We start from the raw sequence: 16,952 nt of genomic DNA, 5'->3' as shown, positions 1-16,952 counted from the left end.
CTAATCCAGCTCGGGAAGAGCAGCCAGCGCCTCATCGTCCGCACCGGTGGCGGCAGCGGCGCGGAACACCAAACCCTCGAGGTCAGACTTTTCCTCCGGTTCGAGCACAGCGTCGGCATTCTTCCGGTTGAAATCATTCAGGCTGGCGTAGAACGGCGCAACGACCTTGGTCAGGCTTTCGGCGTCGGGGTCCGCGCCAAGCAACTCAAGCGCGTCGAGGAAGCCCTCGATGAGCTGTTTGAGCTCGGGTAGAACGGCGGGGTCGAAGGGCTCGTCCCACAGCTCCTTGTCCTCGTCACGCAGATAGGAACCGGAGGCAAACGTGGTGAGGTCGGCGATGAACTCGTCGACGTCGTCTTGGAACTGCTCGCGGATGGTCATGCAGACATTGTGCGCGAAATCGGGGCAAGCCGCACACCGAGCAGCCCATCGGCCGCCGCGGCGACGACACCGTCGTGGTCTCCGCTCACTGTGTCGAGGATGTCGAGGGCGCGAGGGGTGTCCAGATCGTCCGCGAGGGCGGCACGCAGCTCCGCCACGATACCCAGGGCCGACGCGCGGGACGCCTCACCGGTGACGGCCTCGCGCCAGCGGGCGAGGCGGGTCTCGGAGGCGTCGAGAAGCGACTGCGAGAAATCGCGATCCTGGCGGTAGTGGCTGGCGAAAACGGAGACGCGGATCGCGCTCGGGTCGTGGCCCGCGGCCGTGAGCTTGTGCACGAACACCAAGTTGCCGAGGGACTTGGACATCTTTGTCCCGTCGAGCGCGATCATCCCGGCGTGGACGTAGTGCCCGGCCATACGCTCGGTGCCATACGCCGCCTCGGCGTGGGCCGCGGAGAACTCGTGGTGCGGAAACGCGAGGTCCGAGCCACCGCCCTGGATCGCGAAGGTGCGGCCGAGGCGGTTCGTGGCAATCGCCGAGCACTCCACGTGCCACCCGGGCCGGCCCGGGCCGAGCTCAGAATCCCACGAGGGCTCGCCTTCGCGCGGGCCGCGCCACACAAGCGCGTCGAGGGGGTCGCGCTTGCCCTCTCGCTCGGGATCGCCGCCTCGCTCGGCGAAAAACTCCTCCATCGTGGCGCGGTCGAGGTTCGACTCGTAGCCGAACTGGCGGGTGGCCTCGATGGAGGCGTAAATGTCCCCGGAGTCCAGGCGGTAGGCCGCACCAACCTCGAGGAGCCTGGAAACCATCGCGACGACCTCAGTGACCGATTCGATCGCACCGATGTAGTCACGAGGCGGGATCACGGCCAACGTCTCCATGTCGCTGCGGAACAGGTCGATCTGCTCGCGGCCGAGATCGCGCCAGTCCACGCCGTCGCGCGCCGCACGCTCGAAGAGCGGGTCATCGACGTCCGTGATGTTTTGGACGTAGTGGACGCGGTGGCCGTTTGCCAGCAGCTGGCGGTACACGAGGTCGAATGTGAGGTACGTCGCCGCGTGCCCCAGGTGTGTCGAGTCGTACGGCGTGATGCCGCAGACGTACATCCCGACTTCGGCGCCGGATACATCGACAGGCTTGACTACCTGGTCGGCGGTGTCGTACAGGCGGAGTTCGACCGCGTCTCCGGCAACGGAGGCTACGGCGGGATAAGGCCAAGAGCGCATGGTGCCTACCCTACTGCTATGCCGGGGCGATGACGCCGGCGGCCAGCAACGCCATGACGATCAGACCGAGCGGAATGCGGTAGGCGGCGAACCACGCGAAAGAGTGGTGCGCGACGAACTTCAGCAACCATGCGATCGAGACGTAGCCCAAGACGAACGCGATTGCGCTGCCTACAAGCAACTGCGCGCCGGTGGCGGCCTGGCCGGCTTGGGGGTTGAAGGCGTCGGGAAGCGAGAAAAGGCCAGACGCGAGCACGGCGGGGATGGCGAGCAGGAAGCTGAATCGCGTAGCCACCTCCCGGTCGAGGTTGAGGAACAAACCACCCGAGATCGTGCCACCCGAACGCGACACCCCCGGAATGAGGGCCAAGCACTGCCACAGACCCATGATGATCGCGTCCTTCATAGTCAGCTCGTCGAAGCTGCGCTGCTTCGTTCCCTTGCGCTCGGCGAGGATGAATACGAAGGAGAAGATGATCAGGACGGCCGCGGTGATCCAGAGGTTGCGGAAGTTCTCCCGGATCAGGTCCTTGAGGACGAGCCCCAGCACTGCAACGGGGATGGTTCCGACGATGACCATCCACCCCATCCGGTAATCGAAGCCGCGCTTGTCCTTGTTGAGCAAGCCGACGAACCAGCCGCTGAGGAAACGCCAAATGTCCTTGGCAAAGAAGACCAGCACCGCCAGTTCGGTGCCGAGCTGGATCACGGCGGTAAAGCTCGCGCCCGCATCCTCGCCCCAAAGCAGCTCAGAGACGATGCGCAGGTGGCCTGACGAGGACACCGGAAGGAACTCCGTCAGACCCTGGACGATCGACAAGACGACGACCTGAATCCAGCTCATTGAATCCGCAGTACTCATGGGTTGAAACCCTACTCCGCGACGTTGCTAAGCTTTCAACTTGTGAAACTAGGTGTCGGATCGAGTTGTGTCGTGCTGGTCACAGGCCTGGCGTTGGGCCTCGGTGCCTGCCAGACCCCGCCGCAGAATGAAGAGCAAGCCGGGGGCGGTGTCGCTATGGGCAATGCCACACCCGCCGCTTCCCCGGCGACGTCATCTCCCGCCGGCACCGTCTACGACTTTGAGGCGGTCTCCGACTTAGACGCCACGGGCGAGCTGATCTCCGTGCGTACCGGCAACGAACTGCGCGTGGGGACCCTCGAGGCCGTCACCGCCGGCACCGCGCAACGCTACGAGCTTTCCGACGCCTGCGGCGATGTCGCCGCCAACGTCGGCACGTTCGCTATCGCGTGCGGAACCGAGATTCGCGTGTTCTCCGCCGACGGCGTCGACACCGTGACCGCTGAGGATCCGGTGAGCTCGGCGGTGCGCACCTCGGACGGTGATGTGGTGGCAGCGTCGCACGATTCCACCACGATTACTGTGTTTGGCGCTGACGGCGAGGTCTCGACGTTTGAGGCCGCGAAGGGCACCGACCAGCTCGTTGCGGCGCCGCGCGGCGCAGACAAGCACGACGCCGTAGTCCGCGTCAACCACGAGGTCACCACGGTTCAGGACATGGACATCGACAACGGCCGCCAGGGCGGCACGCTGCGTGCGGGCCTCGGTGTCGGCGACGTTGCCGGCGGCCCCCACGGCCTCGTCCTCGCAGCCGACACCACCGGTTCACAGTTGTTGGTCTACAACACCGACGACATCATCCGCTTGCAGATGACAGCCCCGGTGGCAGAAAGCCCGTGGGCGGTCACGTGGGATGATGCGCGCGCCCTCGCGTGGATCGCGTCCACGGCGACCAACACGGCCGAGGGTTACACCCTGGCCACCGGTGTCCCCATCGTGCGCACCACCGTCGAGACGGTCCCCGACGCCCGTCACATGGTCTCGCTTCCCGACGGCACCCTCGTTCTCGCCTCCGCCACCGGCGGCGGACTCCAAGTCGTCACCCCCTAACACACGAAAGGCCTCTCATGCGCCTCTACGACGCTGCACTGAAAGTCATGTTCCTGCTTCCGCCGGAACGCATCCACGACATCATCTCGACCGGTCTGCGCACGCTGAATAGCGCTCGCCCCGTCGCACGTGTGATGGAGAAGGTCGTCGCCGTCAACGACCCCGTTCTCGAGCAGGAACTGTTCGGAGTCACCTTCCCCGGACCGCTGGGACTGGCAGCTGGATTCGACAAGAACGCCACCGCGGCTGACGCCTGGCGCGCAGTCGGGTTCGGCTATGCCGAGCTTGGTACGGTCACCCCGAAGCCGCAGCCCGGCAACCCCGCTCCCCGCCTGTTTCGCCTTCCTGCGGACAAGGCAATTCTCAACCGAATGGGCTTCAACAACGACGGTGCCCTCGCCGTGGCGATGAACCTGCGCAACCGCCGGTCGCGCAACATCGTTGGGATCAACATCGGCAAGAACAAGACCGCCGAGGACGCCGTCGCGGACTACCGTTCAGGCGCAACAGTGCTCGGCCCCCTGGCCGACTTTGTCGTCGTCAACGTCTCTTCCCCCAACACGCCGGGCCTTCGCGACCTGCAGGCGGTGGAGGAACTGCGCCCCATCTTGAGCGCCGTCAAGGAGAGCACCTCGACCCCCGTGCTGGTCAAGATCGCGCCTGATCTCAGCGACGAGGACATCGACGCTGTCGCGGACCTCGCCGTCGAGCTCGGTCTCGCGGGGATCGTGGCCACGAACACGACCATCTCGCGCGAGGGCCTGACCACACCTGCCGACGAGGTTGAGGCGATGGGAGCGGGCGGCATCTCCGGAGCGCCGCTGGCCGAGCGGTCCCTCGAGGTACTCAAGCGCCTGAACGACCGTGTCGGCGACGAACTCATCCTCGTCAGTGTCGGCGGGATTACCACCCCTGAGCAGGCCTGGGAGCGCATCACCGCTGGAGCAAGCCTGTTGCAGGGCTACACTCCGATGATCTACGGCGGGCTCGGTTGGATCAGGGGCGTGCACCGTGGCCTGGCGGCGCAGGTGCGCGCGCACGGGTTGGCGTCGATTAGCGAAGCAGTCGGCAGCGGCCTTACATGGCGCTCCGACGCAAAATAAGCGCACAGATCGTCGCCACCACAGCCCAGAGGATCAGCCAGTAGGTCTGCGTGAGTGCGATCGCCGTTGACGGCAGAAGGATCCCGATGACGACGAGCGCCACCGCAACCGCGAGGACGGCTACCTGGGCAACGGAGCGCGCCTGGCCGCGGACGAACGTGGCGTTAGCGCCGAAGATCGCGGCAGCTGCGAAGATCGTCACCACCTGCGGTGTGATCTCGAAGACGGATTCCCCGCGGAAGAACGAGACCGCCGCGTAAATGACGAGGACAAGGGCGAGAGCCAGAAAGGCCCCGCCTACGCGTAGTTGGACCGGAACCATTACTTGTTCTCGTACCAACCCCAGACGACGCCGCGCCCGAGTGTGTGGAAGTACAGGTTGAACGCGAGCACCGTCGGGGTGGCGTCCTCAGGCACATCGAGAGTGTCGACATCGAGCGCGTGCACCGCGAACAGGTAGCGGTGCGGCGCGTGGCCTGCCGGCGGGTTGGCGCCGTAGAAGGCACGCTGACCGGAGTCCCCTGCGAGGGTGACAGCACCCACACCGAGATCCTCATCCGCCCCTGCACCCGCGGGCAGCTCGGTGGTGCCTGCGGGGATGTTAAAGGCTGCCCAGTGCCAGAAGCCCGCGCCTGTCGGGGCGTCCGGGTCGAAGCATGTGACGGCGAACGACTTCGTGCCGTCGGGCACGCCGGACCACGCCAGCTGCGGCGACGTGGCGTTCTCACCCACCTGCTCGGCAGAAAGCTCGGCGCCGTCGGTGACATCTGTGGACGTCAGAGTGAAGGCCGGCACCTGCTTCATCACGGCGAACGGGTCGTGGCCGGGGAACACATCTGCGGAGTAGTCGTAGTTAGTCATGTACCCATTTGTACCCAAAACCGATCCCGCCCGGGGTCGAATTCGGAATTGCACACGAAAAGGTACACCGTTGAAGTTAAGCGTTTTTCACCCTCTCACCTGGCGATTTGTTTGATTCGCAGGGCCGTCCTATAGTTATGCGAGTGCCCAGCCGAAAGGCTGAAAACACTACCCGGCCCGGGTGGCGGAATGGCAGACGCGCTAGCTTGAGGTGCTAGTGTCCTATTAACGGACGTGGGGGTTCAAGTCCCCCCTCGGGCACAAGACATCGGGACCCCACACATCGCGGGGTCCCGATTCTTTCGTTTCGCTGCTCCCCCCCACAAGAAAGCCTGTCTACGGTGCCGAAGATCTCCGTCCCGCGCGCACTCGCGCTCTGCGTGGTCGCCGTCGTATTCTTCGTTGTCTGGCGCATCGTGGACGTCCCGCCGCTGGCGGTGCTGCGCGATTGGGCGGATAACACCGGACCTATCTTCCCTGTTCTGTTTTGGATGCTCTACGTCCTCATTACCCAGTTCCCCGTCCCGCGGACCGTGATGACGCTGTCGTCCGGAATTCTCTTCGGGCCTGTAGCAGGACTCGCCATCGCGCTAACGGCGACGACAGCGGCGGCTGTGGTCTCCCTTAGCGTTGTGAGAGGACTCCTCCGCGACTGGATTACGCCGCGCTTGACGCACCCTTCGGTGGAGATGATCAACCGCCGACTCGAAGAGCGTGGGTGGCTCGCTGTGGCGAGTCTCCGGATGATCGCGGTGGTGCCGTTCTCAGTGATGAACTACGCGGCTGCGCTGTCGCGTGTGCGCGTGGCTCCATTCGCGATTGCGACCTTCGCCGGCTCCATGCCTGGGACCCTCGGCACGGTGTTCTTCGGGGACACACTCACCGGCCGCGCCGACCCCGCGGTGATCGCCCTCACCGCAACTCTTGCGGCGATTGGGATCGCAGGCTTGCTTCTCGACGCCTCCCTCCCCACCCGCCAGGGGGTGGCAAGTAAAGTCCCCACCATAGACAGATAGACTCGACAACCATGATTGCTGTGCATGCCCGTTACCGGGGCCGGGAGAAGCGCCGCGCCGATGTGGTGACCCGCTCGGCCAGTGCGCTTTCAACACTGCCCGGTGTCGGCGAGTTCGAGCCCGTGGGCGTGGAGGACATCCGGGCAAACGTGGACAGCCCCGAGGCAGCCCTCAACGTCATCATGGCGCTGCTCGCTGACGGCAACTGGGCGGTCGGGATCGGGATCAATCCCGATGGAGCGGCGCTTTTCGCCGCGACGAGCGCGGTGGGGTCGCGCCCAGGATCCGTCAACGTCCGGGTCAACGGCGCCGGTGCCGGCACCTCGGCTGAGGATATCGCCGCCGCGATCGCGTTGCTGGGCCACGTTTTGAACAAGCGCACCTACGAAGGCCGAGAGGCCACCGCGCTGTTGCGCAGTGGCCTCAATCAGAATGAAGCGGCGGCCGAACTCGGTATCTCGAAACAAGCCATGAGTCAGCGTCTGCAGGCGGCTGGGTGGCGCGCCGAGCTTGCCGGGTGGAAGCTCGTGCTCAACCTCATTACTCAGGCTGACGCTCCGCGAGGTTAGGGGCAATAGCGCTGCCCTGCTGCGGACGCGCCGCTTCGATCTCGGGACGCGTCGTGGCGTTCTCGCCTGATTGCGTCGGATCCGGGTCGTCAACGTGCTTGTTCGCCACCGCACGTGCCTCGGCGAGAGCTTTGGCCAGCTCGGGGTCGGTGGAGGTGTCGAACCACTCGTCGGTGTCCTCCTGGGAGGCCATGTCCCGGGTCTCCTGGTCCACGCCGGCCGCCTCGTAGCGGAAGACGCCGTCGTCATCCTTGTTCGCGAACGCCTTAGCAAACTGCTCCAGGGAATCGCCGAAGGTCGAGGGGATCATCCACATGGTGGCGGCCTCGTTGTCAGCGATCTTCGGCAGCTTGTCCAGGTACTGGTACGCGAGGAGCTCCGGGGTGACGCCGGAGGACTTGATGGCGGCGTTGACCTTCTGGATAGCCCGGGCCTCGCCCTGGGCCTCGAGGAACTTCGCGGCGCGCTCGCCCTCGGCGCGCAGGATCATCGCCTGGCGCTCGGCTTCGGCGTTGAGGATGGCAGCGTGCTTTTCGCCCTCAGCCGACAGGATGCGTGCCTGCTTTTCACCCTCGGCGGTCTTGATGTCGGACTCGCGCTTACCTTCGGCGGTGAGAATCATGGCGCGCTTTTCCCGGTCCGCCTTCATCTGCATTTCCATCGACTGCTGGATCGACGGCGGCGGGTCAATGGCCTTGAGCTCCACTCGGCTAATGCGCAGGCCCCACTTGGCGGTAGCCGCGTCCAGTTCACCGCGCAGCCGGCGGTTGATGGTCTCGCGCGAGGTCAGCGTCTCCTCCAGGGTCATGCCACCGACGACGTCGCGAAGCGTGGCAACGGAGATCTGCTCCACACCGACGAGGTAATTGTCCACGCCGTAGATCGCCTTCGCCGGGTCGTTGATCTGGAACGTCACTACGATGTCGATCGCAACCGTCAGGTTGTCCTGGGTGATGACGGCCTGGGGCGGGAACGAGACAACGCGCTCACGGGTGTCGACACGCGCGCGCACCCTGTCAATGAACGGAACCAGCAGCGTCAGTCCGCCGGAGACCGTTCGTGTGTAGCGGCCGAGGCGCTCGATAACGGCGGCCTCGCCCTGGGGAATCATCTTGATGGAGGTGAAAGCTAGCGCCACCACCAGCGCGATGATGACGAGTACAAGGATTGAACCCACTATCTTTCCTTCCAGACGACCGCAACGGGGCCGTCAATGTCAGATACGGTTACGCGGGACCCTTCCGGGATCTCTACTGCGGGGTCGAGGGACCTGGCCGACCAGATATCACCGTGCAGGCGTACTTGGCCGCCGCGTGAATTAATGGCCTCGATCACCTCTGCACTGGCCCCGACAAGGGCTCGCGGGGAATCGTCGTAAGCCGACGGTGTGTGAAACCGTTTGTGAAGATACGGCCGGAGGATAAACCAGAACGCCGCCGAGGAGACGGCGAAGACCGCAACCTCGGCAATCACGGGCAGATCAATGAGAGCGACACCGGCCGTTGTCAAAGCGCCGGCGGCGAGCATGAGCAGTGTGAACTCACCCGCCGCGAGCTCCAGGCCGGCAAGGACGATCGCTGCAATAAACCACGCTAAGGCACCCACACCCCCAGGCTACAGGTCTTCCTTAGTCAGCTCGGGAGTAGTGACGAAATCGATAAGGCGCTCCACTGCCCCGATAAGAGTGTAGTCGAGGTCGCGGAAGCTGCCGACGGCATCGTAGACGCGGTGCCATCCCTCCTTCGGGTCCGACCAGCCGAGACGCCGGCACACGCCCGTCTTCCAATCCTCGCCGTAGGGCACGTCCGGCCACCCGGGAATCCGCACGCTCGATGGCTTCACCGCCGCCCAGATGTCGATGTAGGGGTGGCCCGTGACAAGCACATGGGGCCCGACGTCTGCGACGATGCGGGACTCCTTCGTACCCTCGATGAGGTGGTCGGCCAGGACCCCGATGCGACGGCCCGGCCCAGGCTGAAACTCAGCGAGGCGCTCCGGGAGATTGTCCAAGCCCTCGAGGTACTCCACGACGACACCCTCAACGCGGAGGTCGTGGCCCCACACCTTCTCCACGATGGCCGCATCGTGGATGCCTTCCACCCAGATCCTGCTCGGCATCGCCACCTTGGCCTTAACGTTGGCCACCTTGCGCGAGCCTGAGTTCGACTGCTGCGGTCCCGCATGCGTCGGTTCGACGTAGCGGGTCAAGCTCACGCGGCGCCCCTCGACCAGGAAGGCTCCGGGCAGCATCTTGAACAGCCGCTGTGCTCCGCGTCGGTCCTCCAGCCGCACGAAGTCTCCGTCGTAGGTGCGCTCGAACCCGACGACGGCCCCCACGAACTCGTCGCCGACGACCTCCGCGACAAGTCCGGGTTGTGCCGGGACGGCTGGGTATGTCGGGGCCTGCTTACGCGCATGGCCTTTCAGGATGTCTCCTCCGTAGCGGTCGTCAAAGCTCATAGTGGGCAGATTCTATCCGCTAGGATGTCCGCGATGGATACGCGCGCCGAAGTCTATTCCCCCCTGCAAAACACCGCCGTCTGGCTCGCTGCCTGGCTGTACGGGGCGGAACCAACCGACAGCCTTGTCGACGCGTTCACCGACCTCGGGGGACGCCATGAGCTCGGTGGCCGCCCGTTGGCCGATTTGCTTAGCGACGTCCGCTCGATCGCCGACATTTCATCCCCCGACCCCGTTGTCCGCCTCCTTTTGTGGGGACCGGGACAAGCGGCCGAAATCCCGCCGACGTCTCCGGCGGCTCAGGCACTGACTCCCGCGGGGGCGCTCGCCGTGCGGGAATCCGACGCCCTCACCCACATCCTCGTCCCGTCCTATCAGCCTGACGGAGTCCACTGGCGCTGGTTCGAGGAACACGGCCGCCTCCCAGAGCCGGCATGGCTCAGCCCTGGGGAGGCTGATGCGCTTTTGACCCAGGCGACCGATTCGGCGGCGCTGTTGATCGAGGCCACCGGGCAGACCGTCGAGGGGCTTGGCAATCCGCGGCTGACAGTGGGCACGCTCGCGGACTTCTACGACACCCCGGGGCTCCCGGCGAGTGTGACGCCCCGGGCGGCGAAGCTTTTCGCCAGGGCCGACCGCGTCGCGGCGATCATCGAGACGGTCACCGACCGCATCGGCGACCACAGCTTCGACCCGCACCTGTTCGCCCTCTGGCGCCACATCCGTACCGCCCGCATGGCGGGCGTGGCGGACGCGGTACACGACCTGTGGCGGGTCAACGTCGGGGGTTAGTGGCGTGCCGGGCGCTGCGGGGCGCAGCAGCTTGGTTTGCACGGGGCACCGTTGACGGTACAGCCCTGGACAGTAATCGTGGACAGGTTTTGCGGCTGCGAACCCTCGGCTGCACTGTTAGCGAGGTCGACGACCATTGCGGCGAAGTCGCGGGTGAGGCCGACCGTCGGCAAGCGATCGAGCGTCATGCCCTGTTTTGCGATGTCGTCCTTGAGCTCGGTGTCGAGGTCCCAGACGACCTCCATGTGGTCAGTGATGAAGCCGACCGGCACGCAAATGATGTGCTCGGTGCCCTCCTGCTCACGCAGTTCGAGAGCGCGATCGACGACGTCCGGCTCGAGCCACGGGGTTGCCGGATTACCCGAGCGGGACTGCCACACAACCTCGTAGTCCGCCACTCCTGCGGCCTCCGCGATGAGTCGGGACGACTCCGCCACCTGACGCGAATAAAGGTTAGCGTCATCAACACCGCCAGAGGCGTTGTCTGCAGCGGTGGGGACACTGTGCGCGGAGAAGAGCACCTTAGACTTCTCCATGTCCGCCTTGGCTACGGCTTCTGTCAAAAGCTCTGCGTTGAGACGGATGAACTCGGGGTGGGCGTAGAACTGCCACAGCTTGGTGAACTCAATCTCCGGGGCCACCTCGCGCAACCGCTTGATGTCTTCGTCGTATTGACGGCATGCCGAGTATCCGCCCCACGCCGATGTAGCGAAGACGAGCACCCGACGGTGGCCGTCAGCGTGAATCTGCTTGACCGTACCCTCCCCGAACGGATGCCAGTTGCGGTTGCCGAAGTAGACGGGAAGGTCGTACCCGCGGTCGGCGAGCTCCGCCTCGAGGTTTGCGATGATCTGGCGGTTCTGTTGGGTGATCGGGCTGACACCACCAAAGTGGAAGTAGTGCTCACCCACCTCCTTGAGACGCTCACGGGGAATGCCGCGCCCCCGCGTCACGTTCTCCAGAAATGGAATAACCTCCTCCTCGCCTTCGGGGCCGCCGAAGGAAAGGAGGAGGAGTGCGTCATAGTCGTTGAGAGCCATGCCAGACATGGTAGACCCCGTGGGCCCTGCCCCTACAGCAGGCGCACCGCCTTGTCAGCCATTCCCGACCACCTGACCGACGTCACCTGAACATTCTGGCCGGACTGAGGCGCCTCGATCATCATGCCGTCGCCCAGGTAGATCGCCACGTGCTGACTGCCGTTCGGCCCCCAGAAGAGAAGGTCGCCGCGCTGGGCATCGCTCGGGTCGACCTGGGTTCCGCGCTGGTACTGGTAGCCGGTGTAGTGCGGCAGCGAAATTCCCGCTGCGGCGAAGGCGTACAGAACCAACCCCGAGCAGTCGAAGCCGCGAATTCCGCCGCCATTGAGGCCTGCGGTCGGGCCGTTCGCATCGCCGCCACCCCAGACGTAGGGAGTGCCGACCATCGATTGAGCTCGGGCAATGACCGTCTCCACAAGCGCACTGTTGGGGGTCGAGGCGATTTCTTTTTCCGTCTCGTCTTCTGATGTGGTCTCCGGCTCCGGTGTCGTCAGCGTCTCGGTGACCGACACTGCATCCTCAACTACGGGCAAAACGTCCGCCACGTCGGGGCTGACAGTTTCGCGGGAGCCCACCACGCTGGCGAAGCCTTTGGAAAACGCCGCGATGACATCGTCGGAGCTTCCCCCGACGTAGGGGTCTTCCAGAGAGGCGTGCTCAGCTTGGGAGGATCCGATGACGGCCGCTGTGGCGGCAATCGCCGCAGCCTGCACCTCCGGGTCATCCGCCGACTCACCTTGCTCTCCGGCCAGCAGCGCCGTGGAGACGGCGTAGCTAATAGCTTCCTCGCTCGGTTCCGGAGCATCAGGCTGCTCTTCTGTGATCCGTTCACGCACCGCTGAAATCATCTCGGGGGTGGCTTCCGGAACGTCAGGGGTAGAAAGCGACTGTGCCTCGGGAGCAGACGGCTCGACCGACTCTGTAGACTCCCCGGTTTCGTCGGCAGCCTCGTCCGCCGCGGACGGGCGAACCTGATCAAGCTGTTGCTTCGCCTCGTCGACCTCGGCAGCGGCTTTCTCGCGCTCGGCCTCGTAGGTGGTGAGCTCCTGCTCGCTGGAGTCAAGCGAGGCGCGGGCCGCCTCCTCCGCTTGGGCAGCTTCAGCTGCGGCCTCATCAGCCAGACGGCTCGCCTCGCGCAGGGTCGACTCCTCGTTAGCGGCGGCGGTACGCGCGCGCTCCACCTCAGCGAGGCGTGCCTGCTTCTCCTCTACCTGCTGGCGCACGTAGAGAGAGCGGTCGAGGACGTCTTTCTGGTCGGCCGCACCGCCGGCGAGCACAGTAGGCGCTCCCTGTGCGCGGTACTGCAGCCTTGCGACGTCTGCGAGTTCCCGCCTAGCAGCGTCGACAGCCGCCTGGGTTTCGGCCAACCTTTGGCGGGCCTCCTCGACGCCTCGGCGCATTTGCTCCGCGCGCGACTGCGCATCGTGGAGGTCGACGAGCGCCCGGTTGACGCTCTCGCGCAGATCTCCCATGTTGAGGTTGATTGCGTCGACGCGCGACTGAGCGTCGCTCAGCGCGGTTACGAGTGCCGCGGCAGACCAATCGGAGCTTTGCGCTCCGGCGATCGGTGCGGACACGGTTGTAACGATTGAAAGGGTGGTTGAGCACGCGATGACACTGGCGGCGGTGCGCCCCCAGAGAGATCGGGTGCCCTTCTTCGGATTGCCCACTGAAGGTGCTCCTCACCCGCGCGCCGACAGCGCGTCCGGGTCGACGGTGACTAATCGTCGAGCCGGACGGGAAATGACTAGTTTCCAAGCTTGACACGCGGATTAAACAGGTTGACTACTGACGCGGGCGCGTAAGCCGACCCCCCAACTCCACTCAGAACCCCGCGCTAGGTGCTTGGCGTGCTTCCCCACATGCCCGAACCTGATGCGTTATTTGATGCAGAATTGGTTATGAACGACTCACGAGCCAACATTGAAACCATACGTCATGTTATGAACCTGTTGCCCAAGCTTTACCTTCTTTCACACGAGTCAAGGCGCGTCACATGACCCGGTAGCGTCATATACTGCGGGGATCGACACGCAAAAAATCAGTGTGAACATCGTCACACTGGTTTACGTAGAACGGGAGGCCTCAAATAGTCAAGTTCCATCGCTTGACCAAAGCGGCGGTCGCACCTGCCACCACCACGACGGAAGCCACGGCTGCCGCGAAAAATAGCGGCCAGGCGGTGACCCCACCCGAAGCCACGGAGGCGAAAGCCTGGAGCCCCTCCCCGTAGTCCGGCTGAGCCATCATGGCGCGTTGCGCACTCTCAACCTGGTGGCGGGTCAGAGTTTCGCTCACTGCCCCGCTCGCCTGCGGCGTGCGGACAATCACTGGGTCACGACCGGTTGCATCCGCGAGATCGTGCGCAATATCTCGAAGGTCGGCCGGCTGCTCCGGCGTCATCTCCAGAACCACGATTCCCGCGTTCTGCAGTATTGCCCCCTCTGACACTGCGCTCGCACTCTGGAGATGCACCTCGAGCGCCTCATTAGCCGGGTTCGCGGTGCCAAACGCAATTCCGTCGTCCCGCAATTGCGCTTCGAGAGCAGCCATATCCACGTCCGCCGGGATCATTCCATTACCCTCCACCTACCGGTTGTCCACTAAATGAGACGTAAGTCACATATAAAACATTACGTTCGTAACGTTAAATGCCCATCTCGATGTGGCGCAGTCCCCTATCATGGGAAGTCGACCATCAACGTGGTTGATTATCCCGAAATTGGTAACCAACGAGAAACGGAGCTGACTGTGGCTGAAAGCAAGAACTCCTTCAATTCCAAGAAGACCCTCGAGGTCGGAGGAAAGTCCTACGACTACTTCGCCCTTGACGCGGTTGAAGGTATGGAGAAGCTGCCCTACTCCCTCAAGGTGTTGGGTGAGAACCTGCTGCGCACCGAGGACGGCAAGAATGTCACCGAGGATCACATCAAGGCAATCGCCAACTGGGACCCCCAGGCCGAGCCTTCCGTAGAGATTCAGTTCACCCCGGCCCGTGTCCTTATGCAGGACTTCACCGGCGTGCCCTGCGTAGTCGATCTTGCCACCATGCGCGAGGCAGTCTCTACCCTCGGCGGCAATCCCGACCAGGTCAACCCGCTTAACCCAGCGGAGATGGTTATCGACCACTCCGTCATTATTGAGGCATTCGGCTCTACCGACTCCCTCGACAAGAACGTCGAAATCGAGTACGAGCGCAACGAGGAGCGCTACCAGTTCCTCCGCTGGGGTGCGGAGAACTTCTCCAACTTCCGCGTTGTTCCGCCGGGAACCGGCATCGTCCACCAGGTCAACATCGAGTACCTCTCTCGTGTCGTCTTCGACAACGAGGGCGTTGCGTACCCGGACACCTGTATCGGTACCGATTCCCACACCACCATGGAAAACGGCCTGGGCATCCTTGGATGGGGCGTCGGCGGCATCGAGGCCGAGGCAGCCATGCTGGGCCAGCCGGTTTCTATGCTTATCCCCCGTGTTGTCGGCTTCAAGCTCACCGGCGAGATCCCGGTCGGCGTGACCGCGACCGACGTCGTTTTGACCATTACCGAAATGCTCCGCCAGCACGGCGTGGTGCAGAAGTTCGTTGAGTTCTACGGCAACGGCGTGCGCCAGATCCCGCTGGCGAACCGCGCCACCATCGGCAATATGTCGCCGGAGTTCGGCTCCACCTGCGCGATCTTCCCGATCGACGAGGAGACCATTAACTACCTGCATCTCACCGGCCGCGACCAGGAGACCATCGACCGCGTCGAGGCCTACGCCAAGGCTCAGGACATGTGGCTCGAGGAGGATGCTCCCGAGGCTGAGTACTCTGAGTACCTCGAGCTCGACCTGTCCACCGTCGTGCCGTCTATCGCCGGACCGAAGCGCCCGCAGGACCGCATTCTGCTCTCTGAGTCCAAGGCAACTTTCCGCAAGCAGCTGCCCGACTACAACGATGCCGGTGAGGGCACCGCAGAGCCTGTCCGCGCCCCGAAGACCGAGACCGTTTCCTACAACGAGTCCTGGCCGGGTAACGGCGAGTCTGCCGCGGAAGGCGCCGAAGGCCGCGCCTCCAAGCCGGTCATCGTGGAGTCTCCGCAGGGTGGCGAGTACACCCTCGACCACGGTGCCGTTGCCATTGCGGCAATTACGTCCTGCACCAACACCTCGAACCCGTCCGTCATGGTCGGCGCCGCACTGCTGGCGCGCAAGGCCGCGGAGAAGGGCCTGAAGGCAAAGCCGTGGGTCAAGACCATCATGGCCCCGGGCTCCCAGGTCGTCGACGGCTACTACGAGCGCGCCGATCTCTGGAAGGACCTCGAGGCAGTCGGCTTTTACCTCACCGGTTTCGGCTGCGCCTCCTGCATTGGCAACTCCGGCCCGCTGCCCAACGAGGTCTCCGAGGCCATCAACGAGTTCGACCTGACCGCGACCGCCGTGCTGTCCGGTAACCGCAACTTCGAGGGCCGCATCTCCCCCGACGTGAAGATGAACTACCTCGCGTCGCCGCTGCTGGTCATCGCATACGCGATCGCCGGCACGATGGACTTCGACTTCGAGACTCAGCCGCTTGGCCAGGACTCCGAGGGCAACGACGTCTTCCTCAAGGACGTCTGGCCGTCTGCGGAGGAAATCGAGGGCACCATCGCCGACACCATCTCCCGCGAGATGTACGAGGCGGATTACGCCGACGTGTTCAAGGGTGACGAGCAGTGGCAGGGACTGGATATTCCGGAGGGCAAGACCTTCGACTGGAACGAGGACTCCACCTACATCCGCAAGGCACCGTACTTCGACGGCATGCCGGATGAGCCGAACCCGGTCGAGGACATCGACGGCGCACGCGTTCTGGCCAAGCTCGGCGACTCCGTCACCACCGACCACATCTCCCCGGCGTCCTCCATCAAGCCGGGCACCCCGGCAGCGAACTACCTCGATGAGCACGGCGTGGAGCGCCAGGACTACAACTCCTTCGGCTCCCGTCGCGGTAACCACGAGGTCATGGTCCGCGGAACCTTCGCAAACATTCGTCTGCGCAACCAGCTCGTGGAGGAAGCCGGCGGTTACACCCGCGACTTCACCCAGGAGGGTGCACCTCAGGCGTTCATCTATGACGCCGCGCAGAACTACGAGCAGGCCGGCATCCCGCTGGTCGTGCTCGCCGGCAAGGAGTACGGCACCGGTTCCTCCCGTGACTGGGCGGCAAAGGGCACCAACCTCCTCGGAGTGAAGGCGGTCATCACCGAGTCGTTCGAGCGCATCCACCGCTCGAACCTCATTGGTATGGGCGTCCTCCCGCTCCAGTTCCCCGAGGGTGAGTCCCACGAGTCCCTGGGTCTGGACGGCACCGAAACCTTCGCCATCTCCGGTATCACCGCATTCAACGACGGTGACACCATCCCGGAGACCGTCCACGTCACCGCGACGAAGGACGGCGGCGAGACTGTCGAATTCGACGCCAAGGTGCGCGTGGATACGCCGGGTGAGGCGGAGTACTACCGCCACGGCGGCATCCTGCAGTACGTGCTGCGACAGATGGTCAAGAGCTAACACCGCTTAGGCGGCCTATGCGCTGAGGGGTCCTCCGGGTTTTCCCGGCGGACCCCT

At 64.3% G+C, this 16,952-nt stretch carries 17 protein-coding genes and 1 tRNA gene; 7 read left to right on the top strand and 11 right to left on the bottom strand.

Annotation, left to right across the window (positions count from 1 at the left end; genetic code table 11):
- The 3 genes from VVR41_RS01470 to VVR41_RS01460 are packed head-to-tail and all read right to left on the bottom strand — an operon-like array spanning position 1 to position 2,472.
- Complete coding sequence (locus VVR41_RS01470) at positions 1-381, bottom strand: hypothetical protein (protein ID WP_321100755.1); 381 nt, start codon at positions 379-381, stop codon at positions 1-3.
- On the bottom strand, positions 378-1,610 hold the full coding sequence (gene mshC / locus VVR41_RS01465) for a cysteine--1-D-myo-inosityl 2-amino-2-deoxy-alpha-D-glucopyranoside ligase (protein WP_368523293.1): 1,233 nt from the start codon (positions 1,608-1,610) through the stop codon (positions 378-380). Before mshC ends, VVR41_RS01470 begins: the two co-directional genes overlap by 4 nt.
- Before the next feature lie 16 nt (positions 1,611-1,626).
- The gene (locus VVR41_RS01460) at positions 1,627-2,472 is read right to left on the bottom strand and encodes an undecaprenyl-diphosphate phosphatase (protein WP_321100750.1); all 846 of its coding nucleotides are present in this window, start codon (positions 2,470-2,472) and stop codon (positions 1,627-1,629) included.
- Between the two features lie 72 nt (positions 2,473-2,544).
- Here VVR41_RS01460 and VVR41_RS01455 point away from each other — a divergent pair, with 72 nt between their 5' ends.
- Positions 2,545-3,522 carry a hypothetical protein gene (locus VVR41_RS01455; protein WP_368523292.1) on the top strand — a complete coding sequence of 326 codons (978 nt, stop codon included), beginning with the start codon at positions 2,545-2,547 and terminating at the stop codon, positions 3,520-3,522.
- A 17-nt stretch (positions 3,523-3,539) separates the two neighbouring features.
- Positions 3,540-4,625 carry a quinone-dependent dihydroorotate dehydrogenase gene (locus tag VVR41_RS01450; protein ID WP_368523291.1) on the top strand — a complete coding sequence of 362 codons (1,086 nt, stop codon included), beginning with the start codon at positions 3,540-3,542 and terminating at the stop codon, positions 4,623-4,625.
- Here the strand turns inward: VVR41_RS01450 and VVR41_RS01445 are convergent.
- Positions 4,600-4,947 carry a hypothetical protein gene (locus tag VVR41_RS01445; protein WP_368523290.1) on the bottom strand — a complete coding sequence of 116 codons (348 nt, stop codon included), beginning with the start codon at positions 4,945-4,947 and terminating at the stop codon, positions 4,600-4,602. The genes VVR41_RS01450 and VVR41_RS01445 overlap by 26 nt on opposite strands.
- Positions 4,947-5,486: a YbhB/YbcL family Raf kinase inhibitor-like protein gene (locus tag VVR41_RS01440; RefSeq protein ID WP_368523289.1), complete on the bottom strand. Its 540-nt coding sequence runs from the start codon at positions 5,484-5,486 to the stop codon at positions 4,947-4,949. Before VVR41_RS01440 ends, VVR41_RS01445 begins: the two co-directional genes overlap by 1 nt.
- Before the next feature lie 175 nt (positions 5,487-5,661).
- Here VVR41_RS01440 and VVR41_RS01435 point away from each other — a divergent pair.
- From VVR41_RS01435 to VVR41_RS01425, 3 genes are all read left to right on the top strand, one after another.
- Positions 5,662-5,747 (top strand) — tRNA-Leu (locus tag VVR41_RS01435).
- Between the two features lie 80 nt (positions 5,748-5,827).
- The gene (locus VVR41_RS01430) at positions 5,828-6,502 is read left to right on the top strand and encodes a TVP38/TMEM64 family protein (protein ID WP_368523288.1); all 675 of its coding nucleotides are present in this window, start codon (positions 5,828-5,830) and stop codon (positions 6,500-6,502) included.
- Positions 6,503-6,513: 11 nt separating this feature from the next.
- Positions 6,514-7,071, top strand: a complete 558-nt coding sequence (locus VVR41_RS01425) for a MarR family transcriptional regulator (protein ID WP_321100739.1) — start codon at positions 6,514-6,516, stop codon at positions 7,069-7,071.
- Here the strand turns inward: VVR41_RS01425 and VVR41_RS01420 are convergent.
- From VVR41_RS01420 to VVR41_RS01410, 3 genes are read right to left on the bottom strand one after another with little or no spacing between them, the layout of a single operon-like run.
- Complete coding sequence (locus VVR41_RS01420) at positions 7,043-8,248, bottom strand: SPFH domain-containing protein (protein WP_409338252.1); 1,206 nt, start codon at positions 8,246-8,248, stop codon at positions 7,043-7,045. The two genes, VVR41_RS01425 and VVR41_RS01420, sit on opposite strands and share 29 nt — an antisense overlap.
- Complete coding sequence (locus tag VVR41_RS01415) at positions 8,248-8,676, bottom strand: NfeD family protein (RefSeq protein ID WP_368523287.1); 429 nt, start codon at positions 8,674-8,676, stop codon at positions 8,248-8,250. Before VVR41_RS01415 ends, VVR41_RS01420 begins: the two co-directional genes overlap by 1 nt.
- A 9-nt stretch (positions 8,677-8,685) precedes the next feature.
- Positions 8,686-9,531, bottom strand: coding sequence for a DUF3097 domain-containing protein (locus VVR41_RS01410; protein WP_321100737.1), 846 nt, complete (start codon positions 9,529-9,531; stop codon positions 8,686-8,688).
- A 33-nt stretch (positions 9,532-9,564) separates the two neighbouring features.
- On the opposite strand from VVR41_RS01410, the gene VVR41_RS01405 reads away from it, so the two are divergent.
- Positions 9,565-10,323, top strand: coding sequence for a hypothetical protein (locus VVR41_RS01405; RefSeq protein WP_321100736.1), 759 nt, complete (start codon positions 9,565-9,567; stop codon positions 10,321-10,323).
- On the opposite strand, the gene VVR41_RS01400 is transcribed toward VVR41_RS01405, so the two are convergent.
- From VVR41_RS01400 to VVR41_RS01390, 3 genes are all read right to left on the bottom strand, one after another.
- Positions 10,320-11,363 (bottom strand): ferrochelatase, encoded by a 1,044-nt coding sequence (locus VVR41_RS01400; RefSeq protein WP_368523286.1) that lies wholly within the window; start codon positions 11,361-11,363, stop codon positions 10,320-10,322. The genes VVR41_RS01405 and VVR41_RS01400 overlap by 4 nt on opposite strands.
- Positions 11,364-11,395: 32 nt before the next feature.
- Positions 11,396-13,033 carry a DIP1281 family NlpC/P60 protein gene (locus VVR41_RS01395; RefSeq protein ID WP_368523285.1) on the bottom strand — a complete coding sequence of 546 codons (1,638 nt, stop codon included), beginning with the start codon at positions 13,031-13,033 and terminating at the stop codon, positions 11,396-11,398.
- Positions 13,034-13,448: 415 nt separating this feature from the next.
- Positions 13,449-13,952: a DUF6676 family protein gene (locus VVR41_RS01390; protein ID WP_368523284.1), complete on the bottom strand. Its 504-nt coding sequence runs from the start codon at positions 13,950-13,952 to the stop codon at positions 13,449-13,451.
- Positions 13,953-14,114: 162 nt separating this feature from the next.
- Between VVR41_RS01390 and acnA the strand changes: the two genes are divergently transcribed.
- A complete protein-coding gene (gene acnA / locus VVR41_RS01385) occupies positions 14,115-16,895 on the top strand; it encodes an aconitate hydratase AcnA (RefSeq protein ID WP_368523283.1) in 2,781 nt (926 codons plus the stop codon).
- The last annotated feature ends 57 nt before the right edge of the window (positions 16,896-16,952 follow it).

This window comes from Corynebacterium sp. LK2510 (assembly GCF_040946405.1).
In the GTDB taxonomy this organism is placed as follows: domain Bacteria; phylum Actinomycetota; class Actinomycetes; order Mycobacteriales; family Mycobacteriaceae; genus Corynebacterium.
This window is presented reverse-complemented; position numbering and strand designations above follow the sequence as displayed.